The organism is Variovorax sp. JS1663 (genome assembly GCF_002157355.1).
In the GTDB taxonomy this organism is placed as follows: domain Bacteria; phylum Pseudomonadota; class Gammaproteobacteria; order Burkholderiales; family Burkholderiaceae_C; genus Variovorax.
Map to the genome: position 1 here is coordinate 1 of NZ_LYMK01000086.1, position 17,193 is coordinate 17,193.

General features: G+C 66.8%; 11 protein-coding genes. 8 read left to right on the forward strand and 3 right to left on the reverse strand.

Going from position 1 to position 17,193, the window contains the following annotated elements:
- Positions 1-199: 199 nt before the first annotated feature.
- Together A8M77_RS34100 and A8M77_RS35860 are read left to right on the forward strand one after the other, a co-directional pair.
- On the forward strand, positions 200-1,315 hold the full coding sequence (locus tag A8M77_RS34100; RefSeq protein WP_143694876.1) for a hypothetical protein: 1,116 nt from the start codon (positions 200-202) through the stop codon (positions 1,313-1,315).
- 101 nt (positions 1,316-1,416) lie between these two features.
- Complete coding sequence (locus A8M77_RS35860; protein WP_143694877.1) at positions 1,417-3,342, forward strand: PD40 domain-containing protein; 1,926 nt, start codon at positions 1,417-1,419, stop codon at positions 3,340-3,342.
- An 825-nt stretch (positions 3,343-4,167) separates the two neighbouring features.
- Here A8M77_RS35860 and A8M77_RS34110 read toward each other — a convergent pair.
- Positions 4,168-4,944, reverse strand: a complete 777-nt coding sequence (locus A8M77_RS34110) for a ProQ/FINO family protein (protein ID WP_086925908.1) — start codon at positions 4,942-4,944, stop codon at positions 4,168-4,170.
- Between the two features lie 220 nt (positions 4,945-5,164).
- On the opposite strand from A8M77_RS34110, the gene A8M77_RS34115 reads away from it, so the two are divergent.
- Together A8M77_RS34115 and A8M77_RS34120 are read left to right on the forward strand one after the other, a co-directional pair.
- Positions 5,165-5,497, forward strand: a complete 333-nt coding sequence (locus tag A8M77_RS34115) for a hypothetical protein (protein WP_086925909.1) — start codon at positions 5,165-5,167, stop codon at positions 5,495-5,497.
- 10 nt (positions 5,498-5,507) lie between these two features.
- Positions 5,508-6,152, forward strand: a complete 645-nt coding sequence (locus tag A8M77_RS34120; RefSeq protein ID WP_086925910.1) for a L,D-transpeptidase — start codon at positions 5,508-5,510, stop codon at positions 6,150-6,152.
- Positions 6,153-6,158: 6 nt separating this feature from the next.
- Here the strand turns inward: A8M77_RS34120 and A8M77_RS34125 are convergent, their stop codons facing one another.
- Positions 6,159-7,091, reverse strand: coding sequence for a LysR substrate-binding domain-containing protein (locus A8M77_RS34125; RefSeq protein WP_086925911.1), 933 nt, complete (start codon positions 7,089-7,091; stop codon positions 6,159-6,161).
- A gap of 82 nt (positions 7,092-7,173) precedes the next feature.
- Here A8M77_RS34125 and A8M77_RS34130 point away from each other — a divergent pair, with 82 nt between their 5' ends.
- From A8M77_RS34130 to A8M77_RS34145, 4 genes are all read left to right on the forward strand, one after another.
- Positions 7,174-7,482 (forward strand): DUF2917 domain-containing protein, encoded by a 309-nt coding sequence (locus A8M77_RS34130; protein WP_086925912.1) that lies wholly within the window; start codon positions 7,174-7,176, stop codon positions 7,480-7,482.
- 131 nt (positions 7,483-7,613) lie between these two features.
- Positions 7,614-8,792, forward strand: coding sequence for an acetyl-CoA C-acetyltransferase (locus A8M77_RS34135; protein WP_086925913.1), 1,179 nt, complete (start codon positions 7,614-7,616; stop codon positions 8,790-8,792).
- A complete protein-coding gene (locus A8M77_RS34140; RefSeq protein WP_086925914.1) occupies positions 8,792-9,592 on the forward strand; it encodes an enoyl-CoA hydratase-related protein in 801 nt (266 codons plus the stop codon). The genes A8M77_RS34135 and A8M77_RS34140 overlap by 1 nt, the downstream gene beginning before the upstream one ends.
- Positions 9,589-10,743, forward strand: a complete 1,155-nt coding sequence (locus A8M77_RS34145; protein ID WP_086925915.1) for an acyl-CoA dehydrogenase family protein — start codon at positions 9,589-9,591, stop codon at positions 10,741-10,743. The genes A8M77_RS34140 and A8M77_RS34145 overlap by 4 nt, the downstream gene beginning before the upstream one ends.
- Positions 10,744-10,747: 4 nt before the next feature.
- Here the strand turns inward: A8M77_RS34145 and A8M77_RS37350 are convergent, their stop codons facing one another.
- Positions 10,748-17,098, reverse strand: a complete 6,351-nt coding sequence (locus A8M77_RS37350; RefSeq protein ID WP_272947472.1) for a S8 family serine peptidase — start codon at positions 17,096-17,098, stop codon at positions 10,748-10,750.
- Positions 17,099-17,193 lie beyond the last annotated feature (95 nt).

Genomic DNA, 17,193 nt, shown 5'->3' on the forward strand with positions numbered 1-17,193 from the left:
ACCCACCTTCGGGACCGGTGGTGGGTGTCGTGCCGCGCGGGGTGGCGCAGTTGTCCTTGCGGCTCATCGAACTGCGCATGCCTTAGCTGGCCAGCGTCGGCAGGTCGGCTTCGATTCTGATTCTTTGCTTCATCGCTGACAGTCTGTCCCGAGCGGTCCATAGCATGGTTTTCTCGAACTTTGCTATTGAGGAGCGTTCATGTCGACACTCAGTTCCCGCGTCATCACCCCATCCAAAGCGTCGTCACGCAAACCTGCGCGAAGGCTGAAGTGCATTGGCCTGGTGCTCGCAACCCTGGCCATCGCGATGGGCTCGATCACCCCGGCCCACGCCACCCCGACGGAACACTGCTACCTCGGCGACGAGCAGGGCAATGGCGGCGTGCTCGGCAACTTTGTTGGCTTCTCCGCGAACCAATGCGTCATCGCCACATCACCTGACACTGCTCTAGCCGGTGGCGTGCTGGCGCGGGCCATGGCCGTGGGTTCGGACGGACGCGTCTATGCCAGTGCGCAGACGAGCAACCCGTCCGGTGGTGCGCCCGTGTGGAGCCCGTTCGCCGTCGTGCCGGGCGTGTCGGGCGATGCCGCGGGTGTCAAGGCCAAGAAGATCGCCATCGCAGCGGCCAAGGACGGCAGCTTCCAGGTGGTCATCATCAGAACCGACGACAATTCGGTGTACCACGCCATGCAGTACGCCAATGGCAGTTGGTCGGGCTTCAATCTGCTCGATGGGGCTGGGGGCTGGGCCAGCTTTGCGGCGCGTGACGTAGGTATCGCCATCAACGCCAGCACGCCCACGTCGCCGGGCAATGCGCAGGTGATCGCCACCGGGCTGCAGTCTCCAGGCTTGTACCACCGCGTGCGCTGGCCGAACGGTACCTGGACGCCCTTTGCGATGGTGCCCGGTTCGAGCTTTGCTTCAAAGGCCGTGGCCATTGCCTCCTCGGACAATCTGTACACGAACGTGCTGGCCGTCGGGGTCTCTGTTGCCGATCCCACCAAGGGGCTGCTCTTGCAGGCGGGGCGCGACCCCAGCGGCAACTGGACCAACTGGGTGGTGGTGCCCACCCCGGTGCCCCTGCCCACGACCACCGATATAGCGGCGGCGCGCATCGTCATTTACGGCATTGTGATGTTCAGGGATGAGACGGGTAAGGCCTACGTCCAGGGGCGCGCGAATCCGGATGTGCTGTCCTCATGGCAGACGCAGGAGCCCGCCTCTCTGGTCACCGATCAAGCTCGAACAGTGTCAATTGCTCAGACGCCAGGGTTCCCGCCGCTCCAGATGCTGGTCACGCGCACATACCCGTAGCAGGCCGGTATGGCACCCACCCTCGGGACCGGTGGCGAGTGCCGTGCTGCGCCAGGTGACTTTGCCCGCGTTTCCCAGCTTCCGCAGCTGAGATCCGAATTATGAAGAAAGCTTTCATGTCGACACTCAGTTCTCCCGGCACCTATCCATCAAAGGCACGGCCGCGCAAACCTGCGCGAAAGCTGCAGCGCATGGGCCTGGTGCTCGCAACCCTCGCCGCGGTGGGCTCGATCATCCCGGCGCATGCCACCTACCCGGGCGAGAACGGCCCCATCGTGTTCGGGTCGACGAGCACATCACCGGCCAGCATCGGCAGGGTGTCGCCTGGCAACAGCAGCGCCACCACGCTGGCCGAGGGCCTCGCCCCCCGAGTCTCGCCCAACGGCAAGAAGATCGCCTTTCTGAGAGGTCCCGGCACGGGCAAAGACGTCTATGTCATGAATCTCGATGGATCCAACGTGGTCCAACTGACCAACGATGCAAGCACGTTCGCAATATCGTGGTTGCCCGACGGATCCCGACTGGCCTACGTATCGCAGATGCCGCCCAGCAACGATGCGAACTCGCTGTGGACCATGAACCCCGATGGCACTGGCAAGAGCTTTGTCCGCAATTTGGGGAATGGGATCAGTCCATACAGCTTTGAATGGTCTCCGGCCGCCAACGTCTTCGCGTATGGCGACAAGATCTGGGACCTCAGGATCGAACAGCTCGCCACTCCTGGCTCGCGCTTGCTGACTGGCGGTACAAACGCCCCATCATGGGCGCCGGACGGCACATCGATTCTTTACAGAGACTCGTCGGCTCCGATTTCCCTGTGGGAAATCAATACGGACGGCACCGATCGTCACGTCATACAGCCGATCAACGCATTCTCAAGGACCGTCATTTCTCCGGATGCCACTTTGTTGAGTGGCGGGTTCGATCCGAATCAGACGGGCGCTAAATTGACGACCCGCGCACGGGCCGGCAGCCCCACCACGTACGTCTGGCCCATCACCGCTTCTGAGGTCGACTGGGCCCGCGTGCCGAAGAACTGCCATGCCACGACGCCGCAAGGCGGCGGCGGCGTGCTCGGCAGCAATGTGGATTTCTATGCGGACCAGTGCGTCATCGCCGTGTCGCCCAACCCGGTGGCGGCCGGTGGCGTGCTGGCGCAGGCCATGGCCATGGGTCCGGACGGACGCGTCTACGCCCGTGCGCTGAAGGCCAACCCGTTTGGCGGCGACCCCGTGTGGGGCCCGTACTACGTCGTGCCAGGCTTGTCGAACGGTGCAACGGGCGATCCCGCCGGAGTCAAGGCCAAGAAGATCGCCATCGCAGCAGCCAAGGACGGCAGCTTCCAGGTGGTCATCATCCACGCAGCCAACGATTCGCTGTACCACGCCATGCAGTACCCCAACAATGGCAACTGGTCGGGCTTCGGCCTGCTCGATGGCGTGGGCACGCTCACCTTTGCGGCGCGTGACGTGGCCATCGCCATCAACGGGAGCTCGCCCACGTCGGCAGGCAATGCGCAGGTGATTGCCAACGGGCTGGAGGCTGCCAGCGTATTCCACCGCGTGCGCTGGCCGAACGGCACCTGGACGCCCTTCGCCCAGGTGCCCGGTGCGCAAGGCATGAACACCCAGGCGTTGGCCATTGCCTCCTCGGACGATCTGTACACGAACGTGCTGGCCATCACCACTGCGGCCGATGGCAGCCAGGGCCAGATCCAGCAGGTCCTGCGCGACCCCAGTGGCAACTGGGCTGGCTGGGTGACGGTGCCGACCCCGGCGGGCACGACCTTGTCAAAGACCAGCGACCTGGCGCTGACACGCACAAACCTGATCGGCAACCCAGCCTACTTGATGTTCCTGGATGCGACGGGCAACGTCTACTTCCAGGTGCGCAACAACCCCAACCTGCCCGCCTCGTGGCAGGGGCAGGCGCCCACCGATCTGATCACCACGCAGGGTCGAACGGTGTCGCTCTCGGGGTCGGGGTTTGGGACCTCGCTGCTGGTCACGCGCGTGTACCCGCAGTAAGCCAGTGCGGCACACACCTGCAGGGATCGGGGCCGGGTGCTGTGCCGCGCGGGGCGACCCCATTCAAGGCACCAGATCACTTGCATCCTGGTTCAACAAAGACCCGCGCCTGTAGGGACCGTGCGCCGCTTTTCTGATTTTTTCTTGAACCAATATCAGTCCGTGATGGACGCGCCTCTACGATGCCTGCCGCCAATGCCTGCCGCCAATGCGTCTCCATATCGGAGAGATCGAGAGTGAACGTGAAACGGGCTTTTGCCGCCGCCATTTTTATCCTTCGCCGTTTCGGCATTCACCGATACGCCGCTGCCAGACCTGGCGCTGCTCTTCTTCTGGCATCGTCAGCACTTGTCGCATGCGCAGCCCCCGCACCTTCAGTCATGGCAGGCGACTCCACAAGCCCCATCCTCGCAAGAACAACTGCGGCGAGAAAAGGGGTGCCCTACGGGCGGAGCGATTCGCCCGACCCTCACGCCGAGATCGAAGGCGTGTCTTCCGATCCGTCCTATGGGCGTACGCCTGCCAATCCAATCAAGGTTGGACCAGGGAATTCGATGGACGGTCCTCGTCGGGAACGCATGTACCTCAATGCGATTCGCGGCCCCAAGGGTGAGCCTGTCGAGTACGAGCGCCGAGGCTCCTGCTGTCCCTTCGAGACACCCAATGGCCTGGTGGGCAGAGGGGGACTGCTCGATGTGTTTGATCTGAAGATTGAAGGTTCCGCCGGTTCAATTCAGCTGTACCTCAACATGTATGAATCTGGCTCTTTGGTCGCCCCTGCGGGTTTCACCCCAAGGGCGCGCAGGTAGCGACAAGAACGTGAGGTCAGTTGGCAGGCGCGCCGCCGCCGGCCTTGTTCCGCGGATGCCCGAGCGCACGGCGGACGTCCGCGGGATCCATCCCGTACATCTCTGCAAACTCGGCCACGCTGCGCCCGCTCGCCTCGAAGGCGCGCCGCAGCGCCTCCCGCTTGGCATGGCGCTCGCCGAGCTCGGCAAAGGCTTCGTCGAGCGCTGCGTTCGCGGCCTCGTCCCTGCCGCCCACGGCCATCACGTAGTCCTCGCGCGACAGGCCTGATGCCTCGATGGCCCGCACGAGCTGCGCGCGCAGCTGCGGGCGCAGGTCTTCGCTGCTGCGGCCCTGGCGGCGGCGGAAGACCTCGAGGATGGCGTGGTGCACGTGTCCCGGTGCGACAGGCTCGACCGGCTTGCCGTCCAGGTCGTGGCGCTGCTTGCCGGAGGCGACCGCTTCGAGATAGCGGGTAGAGCGTGCATGCAGACCCATCGCGACCTTCAGGTCCTCGGGCTTGAACGCGTCGGGGTGCCGGGCCAGCAGGTCCTCGAAGACGCCGAGCTTGAGCGGCAGGAAGCGCGCGCCGAAGAGCTGCGGATAGAGCTCGAACAGGCGCTCCAGCACCGGATGGGTCTTGCGCGGGTGCTGTTGCGGCCGCTGCGGCGGATCGGCGGCCTTCTGCGCCGCCTGCGGGCTCGCTTGCGGCTGGCCCGCGTTCCGGGGCTTGCGGCGTCGGCGCGAAGCCTTGCCGGGAGCCGCAGGCTGCGGGGTGGAAGACGGGGTCTCGGTGTCTGCGGGGTTCGGAGTCATGGGAAATCGGGTGCGCCAGCCGGGCGCCTCGCGCCAGGATCAAGCCCCGAACTGTAATGCGGCGCGGCCCGGCCATTGCGTCGCCCCTCCGATCCAGGGGCATGCCCCCTCGTCCTACAGCCAGGCGCGCGGCCCACCGACCACGACGTAAACCCATGTGTCTACTTTTGTATGCGCTGAGGCCCCAGCCATGTCACATCCACCCCTCAAGGAGAACTTCATGACATCGATTTCGCTTTCGAACGCACTCAAGGCATCCGCGGCCGCGCTGGCTATCGCGGGCGCCGCAGGCTTCGCGATCGCGCAGGGCAACCCGCCGACCAGCAGTTCGCCCAATCCGGCCACCGGCGCGGGCCAGCAGGCCCAGAGCGGCACACCGATGGGCACGACCGGCACCACGCCGTCGAACCAGAGCTCCGGCACGATGAGTTCCAGCCCTGCGGCCGGCGGCAGCACCTCGGGCAGCGGCACGATGTCCTCGTCCACCGACACCACGAGCCCCGCCACGCCGCCCTCCGACACGATGCGCATGGCCCGGGCAGACCGCAACTGAGTCCTACGCCATGACCCGGGCCCTGCCGGTCCACGCGTCTGGCTTCGCGCTGCTCGCGCTGGCGGCAGCGCTCGTCCTGCCCGCGCCTGCGCGCGCGCAGGGCGATGTCGCGACCCTGGTGCAATGGGTCCGCGCCACCGGCGACAACGGCGGCGCGGCTTTCGCGGTGGTCGACAAGAAGGGCGCGCGCGTCCATGTGTTCGATGCGTCGGCCAAGGAGCGCGGCTCCTCGCCGATCCTGCTAGGGCTTGCGCACGGCGACGATTCGGTGCCCGGCATCGGCGAGCGGCCGATGGCGCAGATCCGCCCCGAGGAGCGCACGACGCCCGCGGGCCGCTTCGCCACCGAGCCGGGCCGCAACCTGCAGGGCGAAGACATCGTCTGGGTCGACTATGACGCCGCGGTCTCGATGCACCGCGTGCGGGCTACCAACCCGGCCGAGCGAAGGCTGGAGCGGCTGGCCACGCCAACGGCCCTGGACAACCGCATTTCCTACGGCTGCATCAACGTGCCGGCCGCCTTCTACGACATGCACGTGAAGCCGGCCCTCGGAACGCGACGCGGGGTGGTCTACGTGCTGCCCGAGACGCGCTCGCTGGCGGCGGTGTTCGGCACGCGGGTCGCAGGCGCAGCGAAGACCGCGGCGACACCCTGAAGCGGCTTAGCTGCGCCGCGCCGCCTCGGTTTCCGCGCGCAGCCAGCGGATGAAATCCTGCGCATCGGCGTTGTGCGCCGCACGGCGCGAGCTCTCGATGAAATAGGCGCGCCGCGAAGCCGCCCCCGCCCCGAAGGGCGCCACCAGGCTGCCGCCCTGCACCAGGTCGCGCAGCAGCGGCATCCGCCCGATCACCACGCCGTGGCCGGCGACCGCCGCGGCCACTGCCTCGGTGTAGTGGGTGAAGCGCACGGTGTTCTTCATGCGCACATCGGCCAGCCCCATCAGCTTCAGCCAGGGCTCCCAATCGGTGGTGGGCGGATCGCCGGGATGCGCCATCTCGATGGTCAGCAGCGTCTGGCCCGCCAGGTCGTCGGGCGTGCGCAGCAGCTTCGCCACCTGCGGGGCGCACAGCGGCATCACCGATTCCTCGAAGAGCGCCGGACCGGTGCCGCGCTCGATGGGCACGAAGCGCACCGCCACGTCGAGCCGGTCGCGCTCGAGATCAAGCACCTCCAGCTTGGCGGACAGCCGCACGTCGACCTGCGGATGGTCCGCGGTGAAGCGCGCGAGCCGCGGGATCAGCCAGAACGAGGCAAAGCCCGGCGTGCAGGTGATGGCGACCTGACGCAGCGTCGGCACGGCGCGCAGGCGCGCGGTGGCGTCGCGCAGCCGCTCCAGGCTCTCGACGACCGCGCGCTGAAGCACGCCGCCGGCCTCGGTCAGCGCCAGGGCGCGGTGGCGGCGCTCGAACAGCAGCACGCCCAGGCTGGCCTCGAGCTGCTGGATCTGCCGGCTGACGGCCGACTGGGTCAGGAACAGCTCGGCCGCCGCCTGCGTGAAGCTCAGGGTCCGCGCGGCAGCCTCGAAGCTGCGCAGCAGCTCCAGCGGGGGCAGGCCGGTGCTCGGTGGTGGCGGCTTCACATTCTCTACACGCATGCAACGAATTCCAATTGATCGTGTGACGAGAGCTATACGGCTGACTATATTCATTCCACAGCCGAATGCAAAGGAATCCGCCATGCCTACCAACCAAGAGAGCTTTCACCTGACCCTGGCCAAGCGCGGCATCTTCACCCTGACGGACGGCGAGGGCGTGGGCATCGAATGCCGCAGCGGCAGCGTGTGGATCACGCTGGACCATGACCGCCGCGACATCGTGCTGTCGCCCGGCGAGCGCTTCGTGGGCGACCGGCACCGGCGCATGCTGGTGTCGGCGCTGGAGCCGGCCTTCATCACCGTGTCAGGCTCGCGCCCGGCGACGCCGCCGGCACGAGAGCGCTCAGGGTCGCCTTGGCGACTCGCCGCCCGCGGGATGTCCCCGGCTTGACCTGCCAGGGCCGGCGTCGAACCATCGACGCGTGGCCCCGGTCCCTGCTGCGCACGACGCCGTCACGCCCGTGACGGCGTTTTGCTTCGCGATGCCGGCGCCCTGTTTCTTTCCGCAGACAAGGACGACACATGGCAGAGGCATACATCGTGGCCGCGACGCGCACTGCCGGCGGCCGCCGCGGCGGGCGGCTGGCGGGCTGGCACCCCGCGGACCTGGCGGCGCAGGTGATCGACGCGCTGGTCGCGAAGAGCGGCATCGACCCGGCCGCGGTGGAGGATGTGATCCTCGGCTGCGTGAGCCAGGTCGGCGAGCAGGCCAGCAACGTCGCGCGCAATGCGGTGCTGGCCTCCCTGCTCCCCGAATCGGTGCCGGGCACCTCGGTCGATCGCCAATGCGGCTCCTCGCAGCAGGCGCTGCATTTCGCGGCGCAGGCGGTGATGTCGGGCAGCATGGACGCGGTGATCGCCGGCGGCGTCGAGAGCATGACGCGCGTACCCATGTTCACGCCCAACGCGCTGCCGGCCAAGGCGGGCCTGGGCACTTACATGAGCCCGGCGATGCAGCGGCGCTACCCGGGCGTGGAGTTCAGCCAGTTCACGGGCGCGGAGATGATCGCCAGACGCCACGGCATCGAGAAGGAGGCGCTGGACCGCTATGCCTTCGAGACCCATCGGCGCGCCATTGCCGCCACCCGCGAGGGCGCCTTTGCCGGCGAGATTCTGCCGGTCGAGGTGCGGCTGGCCGACGGCAGCGGCACGGGCGAGATGCACACCGTGGACGAAGGCATCCGCTTCGACGTCACGCTCGAAGGCATCCAGGGCGTGAAGCTGATCGCCGAGGGCGGCCGCTGCACCGCCGCCACCGCCAGCCAGATCTGCGACGGCGCCAGCGGCGTGCTGGTGGTCAACGAGCGCGGGCTGAAGACGCTGGGCGCGAAGCCGCTGGCGCGCATCCACCACATGAGCGTGATGGGGCACGACCCGGTCGTGATGCTGGAGGCGCCGATTCCCGCCACCGAGCGGGCGCTGCGGAAGGCCGGCATGACGATCGGGGACATCGACCTCTACGAGATCAACGAGGCCTTCGCGCCGGTGCCGCTGGCCTGGCTGCAGCGGCTGGGCGCCGACCGCGCGCGGCTCAACGTGAACGGCGGCGCGATCTCGCTGGGCCATCCGCTGGGCGCCTCGGGCACCAAGCTGATGACCACGCTGATCCACGCGCTGCATCAGCGCGGCAAGCGATACGGCCTGCAGACCATGTGCGAAGGCGGCGGCATGGCGAACGTGACCATCGTGGAGCGCCTCTGATGTCCGCCGTGCTGTGGGAGCTGCAGGAAGGCGTCGCGACGCTGACGCTCAACCTGCCGGCCAAGCTCAACCCGATCGCGCTCGACCTGCAGGAGGCCCTGCGCGAGTGCTTCGCACGCGTGCGCGAAGACCACGGCGTGCGCGCCGTGGTGCTGACCGGCGCGGGCCGCTCGTTCTGCGTGGGCGCGGACCTCAGCGCGATGCGCCCGCCCTCGGAGGGCCAGACGCTGGGCGACCAGACCGCGGACTGGATGCAGTCGACGAGCAACCCGCTGATCGAGGAAATGCGCGCGCTGCCGGTGCCGGTGGTGTGCGCCGTCAATGGCCCCACGGCCGGCGCCGGCGTGGGGCTCGCGCTGGCGGGCGACGTGGTGATCGCCGCGAAGAGCGCCTACTTCTACCTGTCTTTCCTGCCCCGGCTGGGCATCGTGCCGGACCTGGGCTGCACCTGGTTCATCCCGCGCCTGGTGGGGCCGGCGCGCGCCATGGGCATGAGCCTGCTGGACGAGCGCATCTCCGCCGAGCGCGCGGCGCAATGGGGCCTGATCTGGGCCTGCATGGAGGACGACCTGTTGCTGCTCGAAGCCCAGCAGGTCGCGAAGCGCCTGGCCCGCCTGCCGGCGCATGCGGTGATCGAGGCGCGCCGCGCGCTGGAGGCATCGGCCCGCCACACACTGCCCGAGCAATTGCACTACGAGAGCGAGCGCCAGCGCGAACTGCTGAACCGGCCCGCCTTCGCCGAGGGCGTGGCCGCCTTCCTGCAAAAACGCACGCCTGAATTTCCAGGACGAGACTCATGATCGAACGCACCCTCTTCACCCCCGACCACGAGGCCTTCCGCGACAGCTTCCGCCGCTTCATGGACAAGGAGATCGCGCCCTTCCACGAGGACTGGGAGGCGCAGGGCTACGTCGATCGCGCGCTCTGGAACAAGGCCGGCGAGAACGGCTTCCTCTGCATGTCGCTGCCGGAAGAGTACGGCGGCGCCGGCGCCGACCTGCTCTATTCGGTGATCCAGTTCGAGGAGCTGTGGGCGCGCGGCTTCACCGGCGTGGGCTTCGGTCTGCACAGCGAGATCGTGGCGCCCTACATCCTGCACTACGGCACCCAGGCGCAGAAGCGCAAGTACCTGCCCCAGCTCGCCAGCGGCGAGATGGTAGGCGCCATCGCGATGAGTGAGCCCGGCGCCGGGAGCGACCTGCAGGCCGTGCGCACCGCGGCGCTGCCGCAGCCCGACGGCGGCTGGCACCTCTCCGGCAGCAAGACCTTCATCACCAATGGCTGGCACGCCGACCTGGTGATCGTCGTGGCCAAGACCGACCCCGAGGGCGGCGCCAAGGGCACCAGCCTGTTCCTGGTGGAGCGCGGCATGCCGGGCTTCGAGAAGGGGCAGCGGCTCAAGAAGCTGGGGCTGAAGGCGCAGGACACCTCGGAGCTCTTCTTCAACGACGTGCACCTGCCGCCCGATGCCTTGCTGGGCGAACAGAACCGCGGCTTCGTCTGCCTGATGGAGCAGTTGCCCTGGGAACGGCTGCAGATCGCGATCAGCGCGGTGGCCGCCTCGCAGGCGGCGATCGAGCACACGGTGGCCTACGTCAAGGACCGCAAGGTGTTCGGGCAACCGGTGGGCGCCTACCAGAACACGCGCTACACCTTGGCCGAACTGCAGACCGAGGTGCAGATCGCGCAGGTCTTCGTCGACAAGTGCATCGAGCTGCTGCAGCAGCAGAAGCTGGACACCGCCACCGCCAGCATGGCCAAGTACTGGACCACCGACCTGCAGTGCAAGGTGATGGACGAGTGCGTGCAGCTGCACGGCGGCTACGGCTTCATGTGGGAGTACCCGGTGACGCGCGCGTACGCCGATGCGCGGGTGCAGCGCATCTACGGCGGCACCAACGAGATCATGAAGGAAGTGATCACGCGGGCGATGGGGTTGCCGGGGCGTTGAAGGATCACTGCCAATTGGCCGCGATCACCGCATTCAAGCTGCTCTGGTAGCTCGGCAACAGCGTTGTCTGCCCCGCCGTTGGCGGGGAGAAGCTTGCCATCGCCTGCACCAGGTTTTGCACCTGGCTGTCCTGCAACACGTGCCCATCGCTGGTCTTGAACTGCTCGACATGGTAGGCGCCGCCCAGATACCAGTTGCCGATCAGGAACTTGTCGCCGGTTCCGATCACGCTGACCTCGAGATCGTTGCCGGCCTGGCGGAACCACAACTGGTCGGCCGCAATGCCGGCGTTGAACAGGGCGACGTCCGTGTTGCCGCCTGTCCCATCGTTCTCGCCGATCCGGTCGACGCCATGGCCGCGCCCCAGCACATAGGTGTCATTGCCCGCGCCACCGAGCAGGAAATCATCTCCTCCACCACCATCGAGCACGTCGTCGCCGGCGTAGCCCTTGAGCGTATTCATGGCCGCATTGCCCGTCAGGCCGTTGCCTGAAGCATTCCCCGAACCTTGGGCGATCTCCGAACCCCTGAGGATCAAATTTTCAAGGGTGGGGGCAAGCGTATGGCTGGAACTGGAATGAACCGTATCGATGCCTTCACCCGCTTGCTCCGTGATCGCATCGCTGCGCGGGTCGACAGCGTTGCCACTGGCGTGGACATCCGCCGACATGGAACCTCCGTCATTCATGAGGTTGACCAGATCGCTTTTGCCATCGCCATTTGCATCAGCAAGGCTCCAGCGCTGACTGCTGTCGCTGTAGCCGCCTTGCTGCGTTGCCCAGCGCTGGATCTGAAATCCACGGCCCGTGCTGACGTGAGCGTCTGCGTTCATGGCACCGTTTTCGCCGTAGATGTTGACCAGATCGGCCTTGCCATCACCGTTCACGTCCGCAAGGCTCCAGCGCTGCGCATCCCAATACCCTCCCTGCCGAGTGGCCCAGCGTTGAATCTGGAAGCCGCTGCCGGTGCTGATGTGCGCATCTGCACTCATGGCGCCGTTCTCGCCGTAGATGTTGACCAGATCGGCCTTGCCATCACCGTTCACATCCGCAAGGCTCCAGCGCTGCGCGTCCCAATACGCTCCCTGCCGAGTGGCCCAGCGTTGAATCTGGAAGTCGCTGCCTGTGCTGATGTGCGCATCTGCGCTCATGGCGCCGCTCTCGCCATAGATGTTGACCAGATCGGCCCTGCCGTCGCCGTTCACGTCCGCAATGCTCCAGCGCTGCGCGTCCCAATACCCTCCCTGCTGAGTGGCCCAGCGTTGAATCTGGAAGCCGCTGCCGGTGCTGATGTGCGCATCTGCGCTCATGGCGCCGTTGTCGCCGTAGATGTTGACCAGATCGGCTTTGCCGTCGCCGTTCACGTCCGCAACGCTCCAGCGCTGTGCGTCCCCGTACCCTCCCTGCCGAGTGGCCCAGCGTTGAATCTGGAAGCCGCTGCCGGTGCTGATGTGCGCATCTGCGCTCATGGCGCCGCTCTCGCCGTAGATGTTGACCAGATCAGCCTTGCCGTCGCCGTTCACGTCCGCAACGCTCCAGCGCTGTGCGTCCCAATACCCTCCCTGCCGGGTCGCCCAACGTTGTATCTGATACCCGGTGCCGGTGCTGATATGAGCATCCGCGCTCATCGTTCCGCCGTCGTTGAACACGTTGACCAGATCGGCCTTGCCGTCCCCGTTCACATCCGCCGTGAACCAGCGCTGCGCGTCTGAATAGCCGCCCTGCTGAGTGGACCACCGTCCAATCTGGAAACCAGTGCTATCCGTCGAACCCACGACATAGGTGTCGTTGCCCAAGCCGCCGGCCAGCGCGTTCCTGCCCCGGCCGCCGTCCAGATAGTCATCGCCGCTGCCGCCATACAAGGCGTCATCGCCTCCTTGACCCTCCAGAAAGTCGTTGCCCGCATCGCCGCTCAACGTGTTGGCAAGGCCGTTGCCGACCAGCGTGTTGTCCAACACATTGCCCGCCGCAGAGGTCGCCGCCCCGAACAGCACTGCGTTCTCGACATTCGCGCCCAAGCTCACATTGACGCTGGAATGAGCCGTGTCCAGGCCGCCATTCAATGCTTCGGCGACGGCGTCGCCCGCGTTGTCTACATAGTACGTATCGTTGCCTCCACCTCCGGCCATGCTGTCGGCCCCCTCTGCACCATCCAGGATGTTGTCACCCGTGTTTCCCGTCAACGCGTTTGCGAGCGCATTGCCCGTGGCATTGACATGGTCCGACCCGGTCAGCACAAGGTTCTCGACGTTCTGGCCCAAGGTCCACGAAACGGCGGACTCCACCGAGTCGACACCTTCGTTGTCACCTTCGAACACCGTGTCGAGTTGGTTGTCGACGACATAGGTGTCATTCCCGGCGCCCCCCACCATGTCGTCCGCCTCGGCGGCGCCATCCAGTCGATTGGCGCCCGCATTGCCGGCGAGGCGATTGCGCTGGTCATTGCCCATGGCACCGAGATCCGCAGAGCCTCCCAGCACCAGGGCTTCGACATTTGCACTGAGCGTGTAATTCACCGTGGATTGCACCGAGTCATAGCCGCCGCCGGGCAGTTCGCTGATCGTGTCGCCTGCGTGGTCGACCACGTAGGTGTCGTCGCCGGTTCGGCCTGTCATGCCGTCTGCTCCCGCCAAGCCATCGAGGGTATTGGCGCCGGCGTCGCCGACAAGCATGTCGTCCGCGCTCGTACCGCTGATGGCGGGCGGCTGCGTCGCCGCTGCCGCCGTGGCCCCGACGATTGCCAGCGGAGCCGCGCCTGCCGCAGTACTTGCACTCGCATTCGATACAGGCATGGGCGTCGCATCGGCGCTTCCGGCGAAGATGAAGTTGGCCGCCGTCAGCGCAGCCGGCTCGATGCCGTAGAGCCCAACGGCAACAGTCGGCTGGCCGCTGGCCTGGGCCGAAACACGCGTGATGAACGTGCTGTTGATGGTCAGCGCCTTGGTCGCCGTCAACTGGCTGAAGCTCGTGATCCAGGCAAACTGACTCAGATCGATCTTGTCCACGGCCAGATCGAAATCGCGGATCAGGTTGCTGGCGGTCATGTCTGCGCCCGACAGGCCGACGGCCGTGGCACCCCCGCCGTCGGGTGCCACGAGGAAGCGGTCAGCACCCGTTCCGCCGGTACGCGCGCCAGGCCCTGCCGATCCGGTGGCGTACGACACGGCGCCTTGATCGCCATCCAGCACGAGCACATCGTTGCCGGCACCACCGTTCAGCGCATCCCGCCCCGACCCGCCCAACAGCTTGTCGTTGCCGTCGTTTCCCGCCAAGGTGTCGTTGCCGCCAAGGCCGGCGAGCACATCGTCACCCGTCGTCCCTTGCAGCACATCGTCGCCTTCCGTGGGCCCGCCGATGCCGCCGCCCTGGCCCGCCAGCTGCCACGCTTGCAGCGCCGCTTGCGAATCGAAGAACTGAAACTGCGCGGCAGCCAGCTGATTCGCCTGCTGGTTGCGCAGCAGCACGGTCTGGCCATCACCGAGATCCAGCCGGACGTCGGCACCCACCTGTGTGCGAGAGAGCGTGTCGAAGCGCAAGCCGCCGAAGCCGACGAAGGCAATGGTCTCCACCACGGCCCCGCCCGTACCCGTCCACAGATCGACGATCGCGTCCTGCGCGCCGGGGTCCTTCCCGATCACGAACAAGTCACTGCCCGCACCGCCCGTCAAAAGGTCGCTGCCCTTGCCCCCGTCCAGCGTATCGTTGCCGTCACCGCCGTGAATGAGGTCGGCGCCGCGCCCACCCAGCAGCACGTTGCTGGTTGCGTTGCCGGTCAACGTGTCGTCGCCATCCCCACCGAAAGCGATCTCGATGTCACCGCTCACCGCGAGGGACTTGCCCGCGAGCGTGCTCGTGCTGCCGTTGTTCAGATTGATGACGCTGTTGCCCGTCACCGCGCTGGCGTTCAGCGTGTCCCTTCCGCCATTGCTGTCCGTCAACGTGCCGCGAGCGGCGCCGGCAAAGGTCGCGAACTCATTGGTGTAGACATACACGTCGTTCGTATCGGCCGCCTTGCCATACAGATCGAGCTTCCAGTTCTTCAGCGTACCCACCTGGCCCGTCGCCGCGTCGAGCACCTGCAGCGTCCAGGTGCCCGCGCTCTGCTCGCCCAGCAGGCGAGTGCTGTTGAAGCTGAAGCTCAAGATGCCCGAAGAAGCGTCGCCCCGGTCGCTCGCGGCGCTCCCAGGCGCCTTGCCGGGGCGGTTGACCAGCACGCTCTCGGTACCCGTGGGCGAGATCAGCTTGACGATCAGGTCGCCCCAGCGCTGATGATCCAGCTCCAGCGTGACCTGCGCGCTCTCCACCTCCAGCCCCCCGCCCATGCTGAGCGTGCGCGTCAGCATGCCTGAACCGTCCGGAATGGCGGCAAGGATGGCACCGCTGGATGCGCTGGTGGTGTATTCGTTGCCGAAAGTGTTCTGTTCCGTCCAGGCCTCGGCCAGGCGCACGGCCGCGCGGGCATCCACCTTGCCGAAGCCGTAGTCATGGCTGACGTGCATGCCGCCACCATTCCAGGTCCTGGCGGTGTTGGTCGCCCAGTCCGTGCCATTGGGATCGTTCACCTTGGTCGCGGACATCGCGAGGATGGTCTGGATGTCGCGGTACCCGAGGCCGGGATTGGCTTCCAACATCAAGGCGATCACCCCCGAGACGATCGGCGCCGCGAAGCTCGTGCCCTGGCTCGTGTTGTAGTCGCTGCCGAACGTCGAGCCGTTGCTGGCGATCAATTCCCTGCTGGTCGATTCGATGTTGCTGCCGGGTGCCGAGACCAATATGGATGCGCCCGGGTTGCTGAAGGGCCTGGCGCCGACCTGCAGGCTGCCCAGGTCGCCTGGCGCGTTGATGCTGCCCGCGACGATCACCGCGCGATTGGCCGTCAAGGCGTTGTAGTTGGTATTGGCACCCGTTGCACGATCGTTGCCACCTGCCATGACGATCGCGGTGCCCAGGCCGTTGCGGCCTTGGGAGACCGCTGCCGCGATGTTGGACTCCAGCGCGCCCACGGGCACCACGTTCAGGCCGAAGCTTCCCTTGGGCCCCCAGGAGTTGTTGACCACGTCGTAGTCCCTGAATCTGGCCAGCGCGCTCGAGATCTCGCTGTCGAGCTGCCTCACTTCCAGGCCCTCGCCCTGGATATAGTGACCGGCAAGGCGGGCGTTGTAGGCCACGCCAACCCCGCCCTCGCCGTTGCGCGCAGCGACCATCACGCCGGCCACCATGGTGGCGTGGCTGCTGAAGGTCTCGGGCGTGTTGCTGTGGCCGGTGCCGTCCAGCATGTTGAGCCAGACCTTGTCGGCATTGGGCTGCAGGTCGGGATGGCGGTAGTCGAAGACCTCGGGGCCGGTGCTGTAGGCCCCACCGGGCTCGAACTGGCCGATGCGCACGCCCTTGCCCGAGTAGTCCTGCCACACCGGCATCACATTGACATCGCTCAGGTACCACTGCTCCAGCAGCAGCGGATCGACCCGGCCTTGCGCGTCCTTCAGGTCAGCCGTCTGCAGGTAGACGGCGCCCTTCATCACCTCCGACTGCCCGGTCGCGCCGTTGGTGATCTCGGTGACGTGGTTGGCGTTGTCCTTGATCCTGTACTTGAAGCTCATCACGCCGCTGTACGTGGGGTCGGGCGTGAAGAGCACGTCGCCGTTCTGCGTCAGGCTCACGGTGCCGCCCCTGGCTTCGAGCACCGCGGTGATGCTGAGCTGGCTGGTGGCGCTGTCCCAGTCTCGGTCGTTGGCCAGTAGCTGGTTCTTCGAGATCAGGTGCGCCGCGCTGCGGCCCAGCGCCTGGCCGGTCGAGTCGACCGTCAGCACGTCCTTGACGGGCAGCGGGCTTCCGAGCGTGAGGTCGACGCGGCTGATGTCGCTGAAGCTGAGTTTCTCGATGTCCGTGAGCGTGTCAGCGCCGTCTGCGCCGGTGCGGATGTCGACCACGCGGTAGCGGGTGCTTCCGTTGGCATCGCTGATCCTGGAGATGCGGTAGTCGGCATAGGAGCCCGCATACTGCGCCACGTCGATGCCATCGCCTCCGTTCAGGCTGTCGTCGCCCCGCCCGCCCGTGAGCACGTCGTTGCCGCTGCCGCCGCCCAGGGCGTCGTCTTCGAGGCCGCCGTCGAGCACATCGTCGCCCGCACCGCCCAGCAACTGGTCCCTGCCGCGGTGGCCGCGGATCAGGTCATTGCCTGCGCCACCATCGATCACGTCGCTGCCGTCCTCGCCGCTCAGTGCATCGTTGGCCGCGCCGCCGATGATCAGGTCGTCGCCTGCACCGCCGCGCACGAAGACGCTGGAACGCCCGCCGCCCACGAAGGTGTCGGCACCGTCGCCGCCGACGGCGATCTCGATGTGGCTCTCGGCCATATCGAGCGTGACGCCTGCACTGCCGACGACCTGGACCACGTCGAGCCCTTCGCCGCCGTCGAGGAAGGTATCGGCGGCATCGACCAGCAGCACGT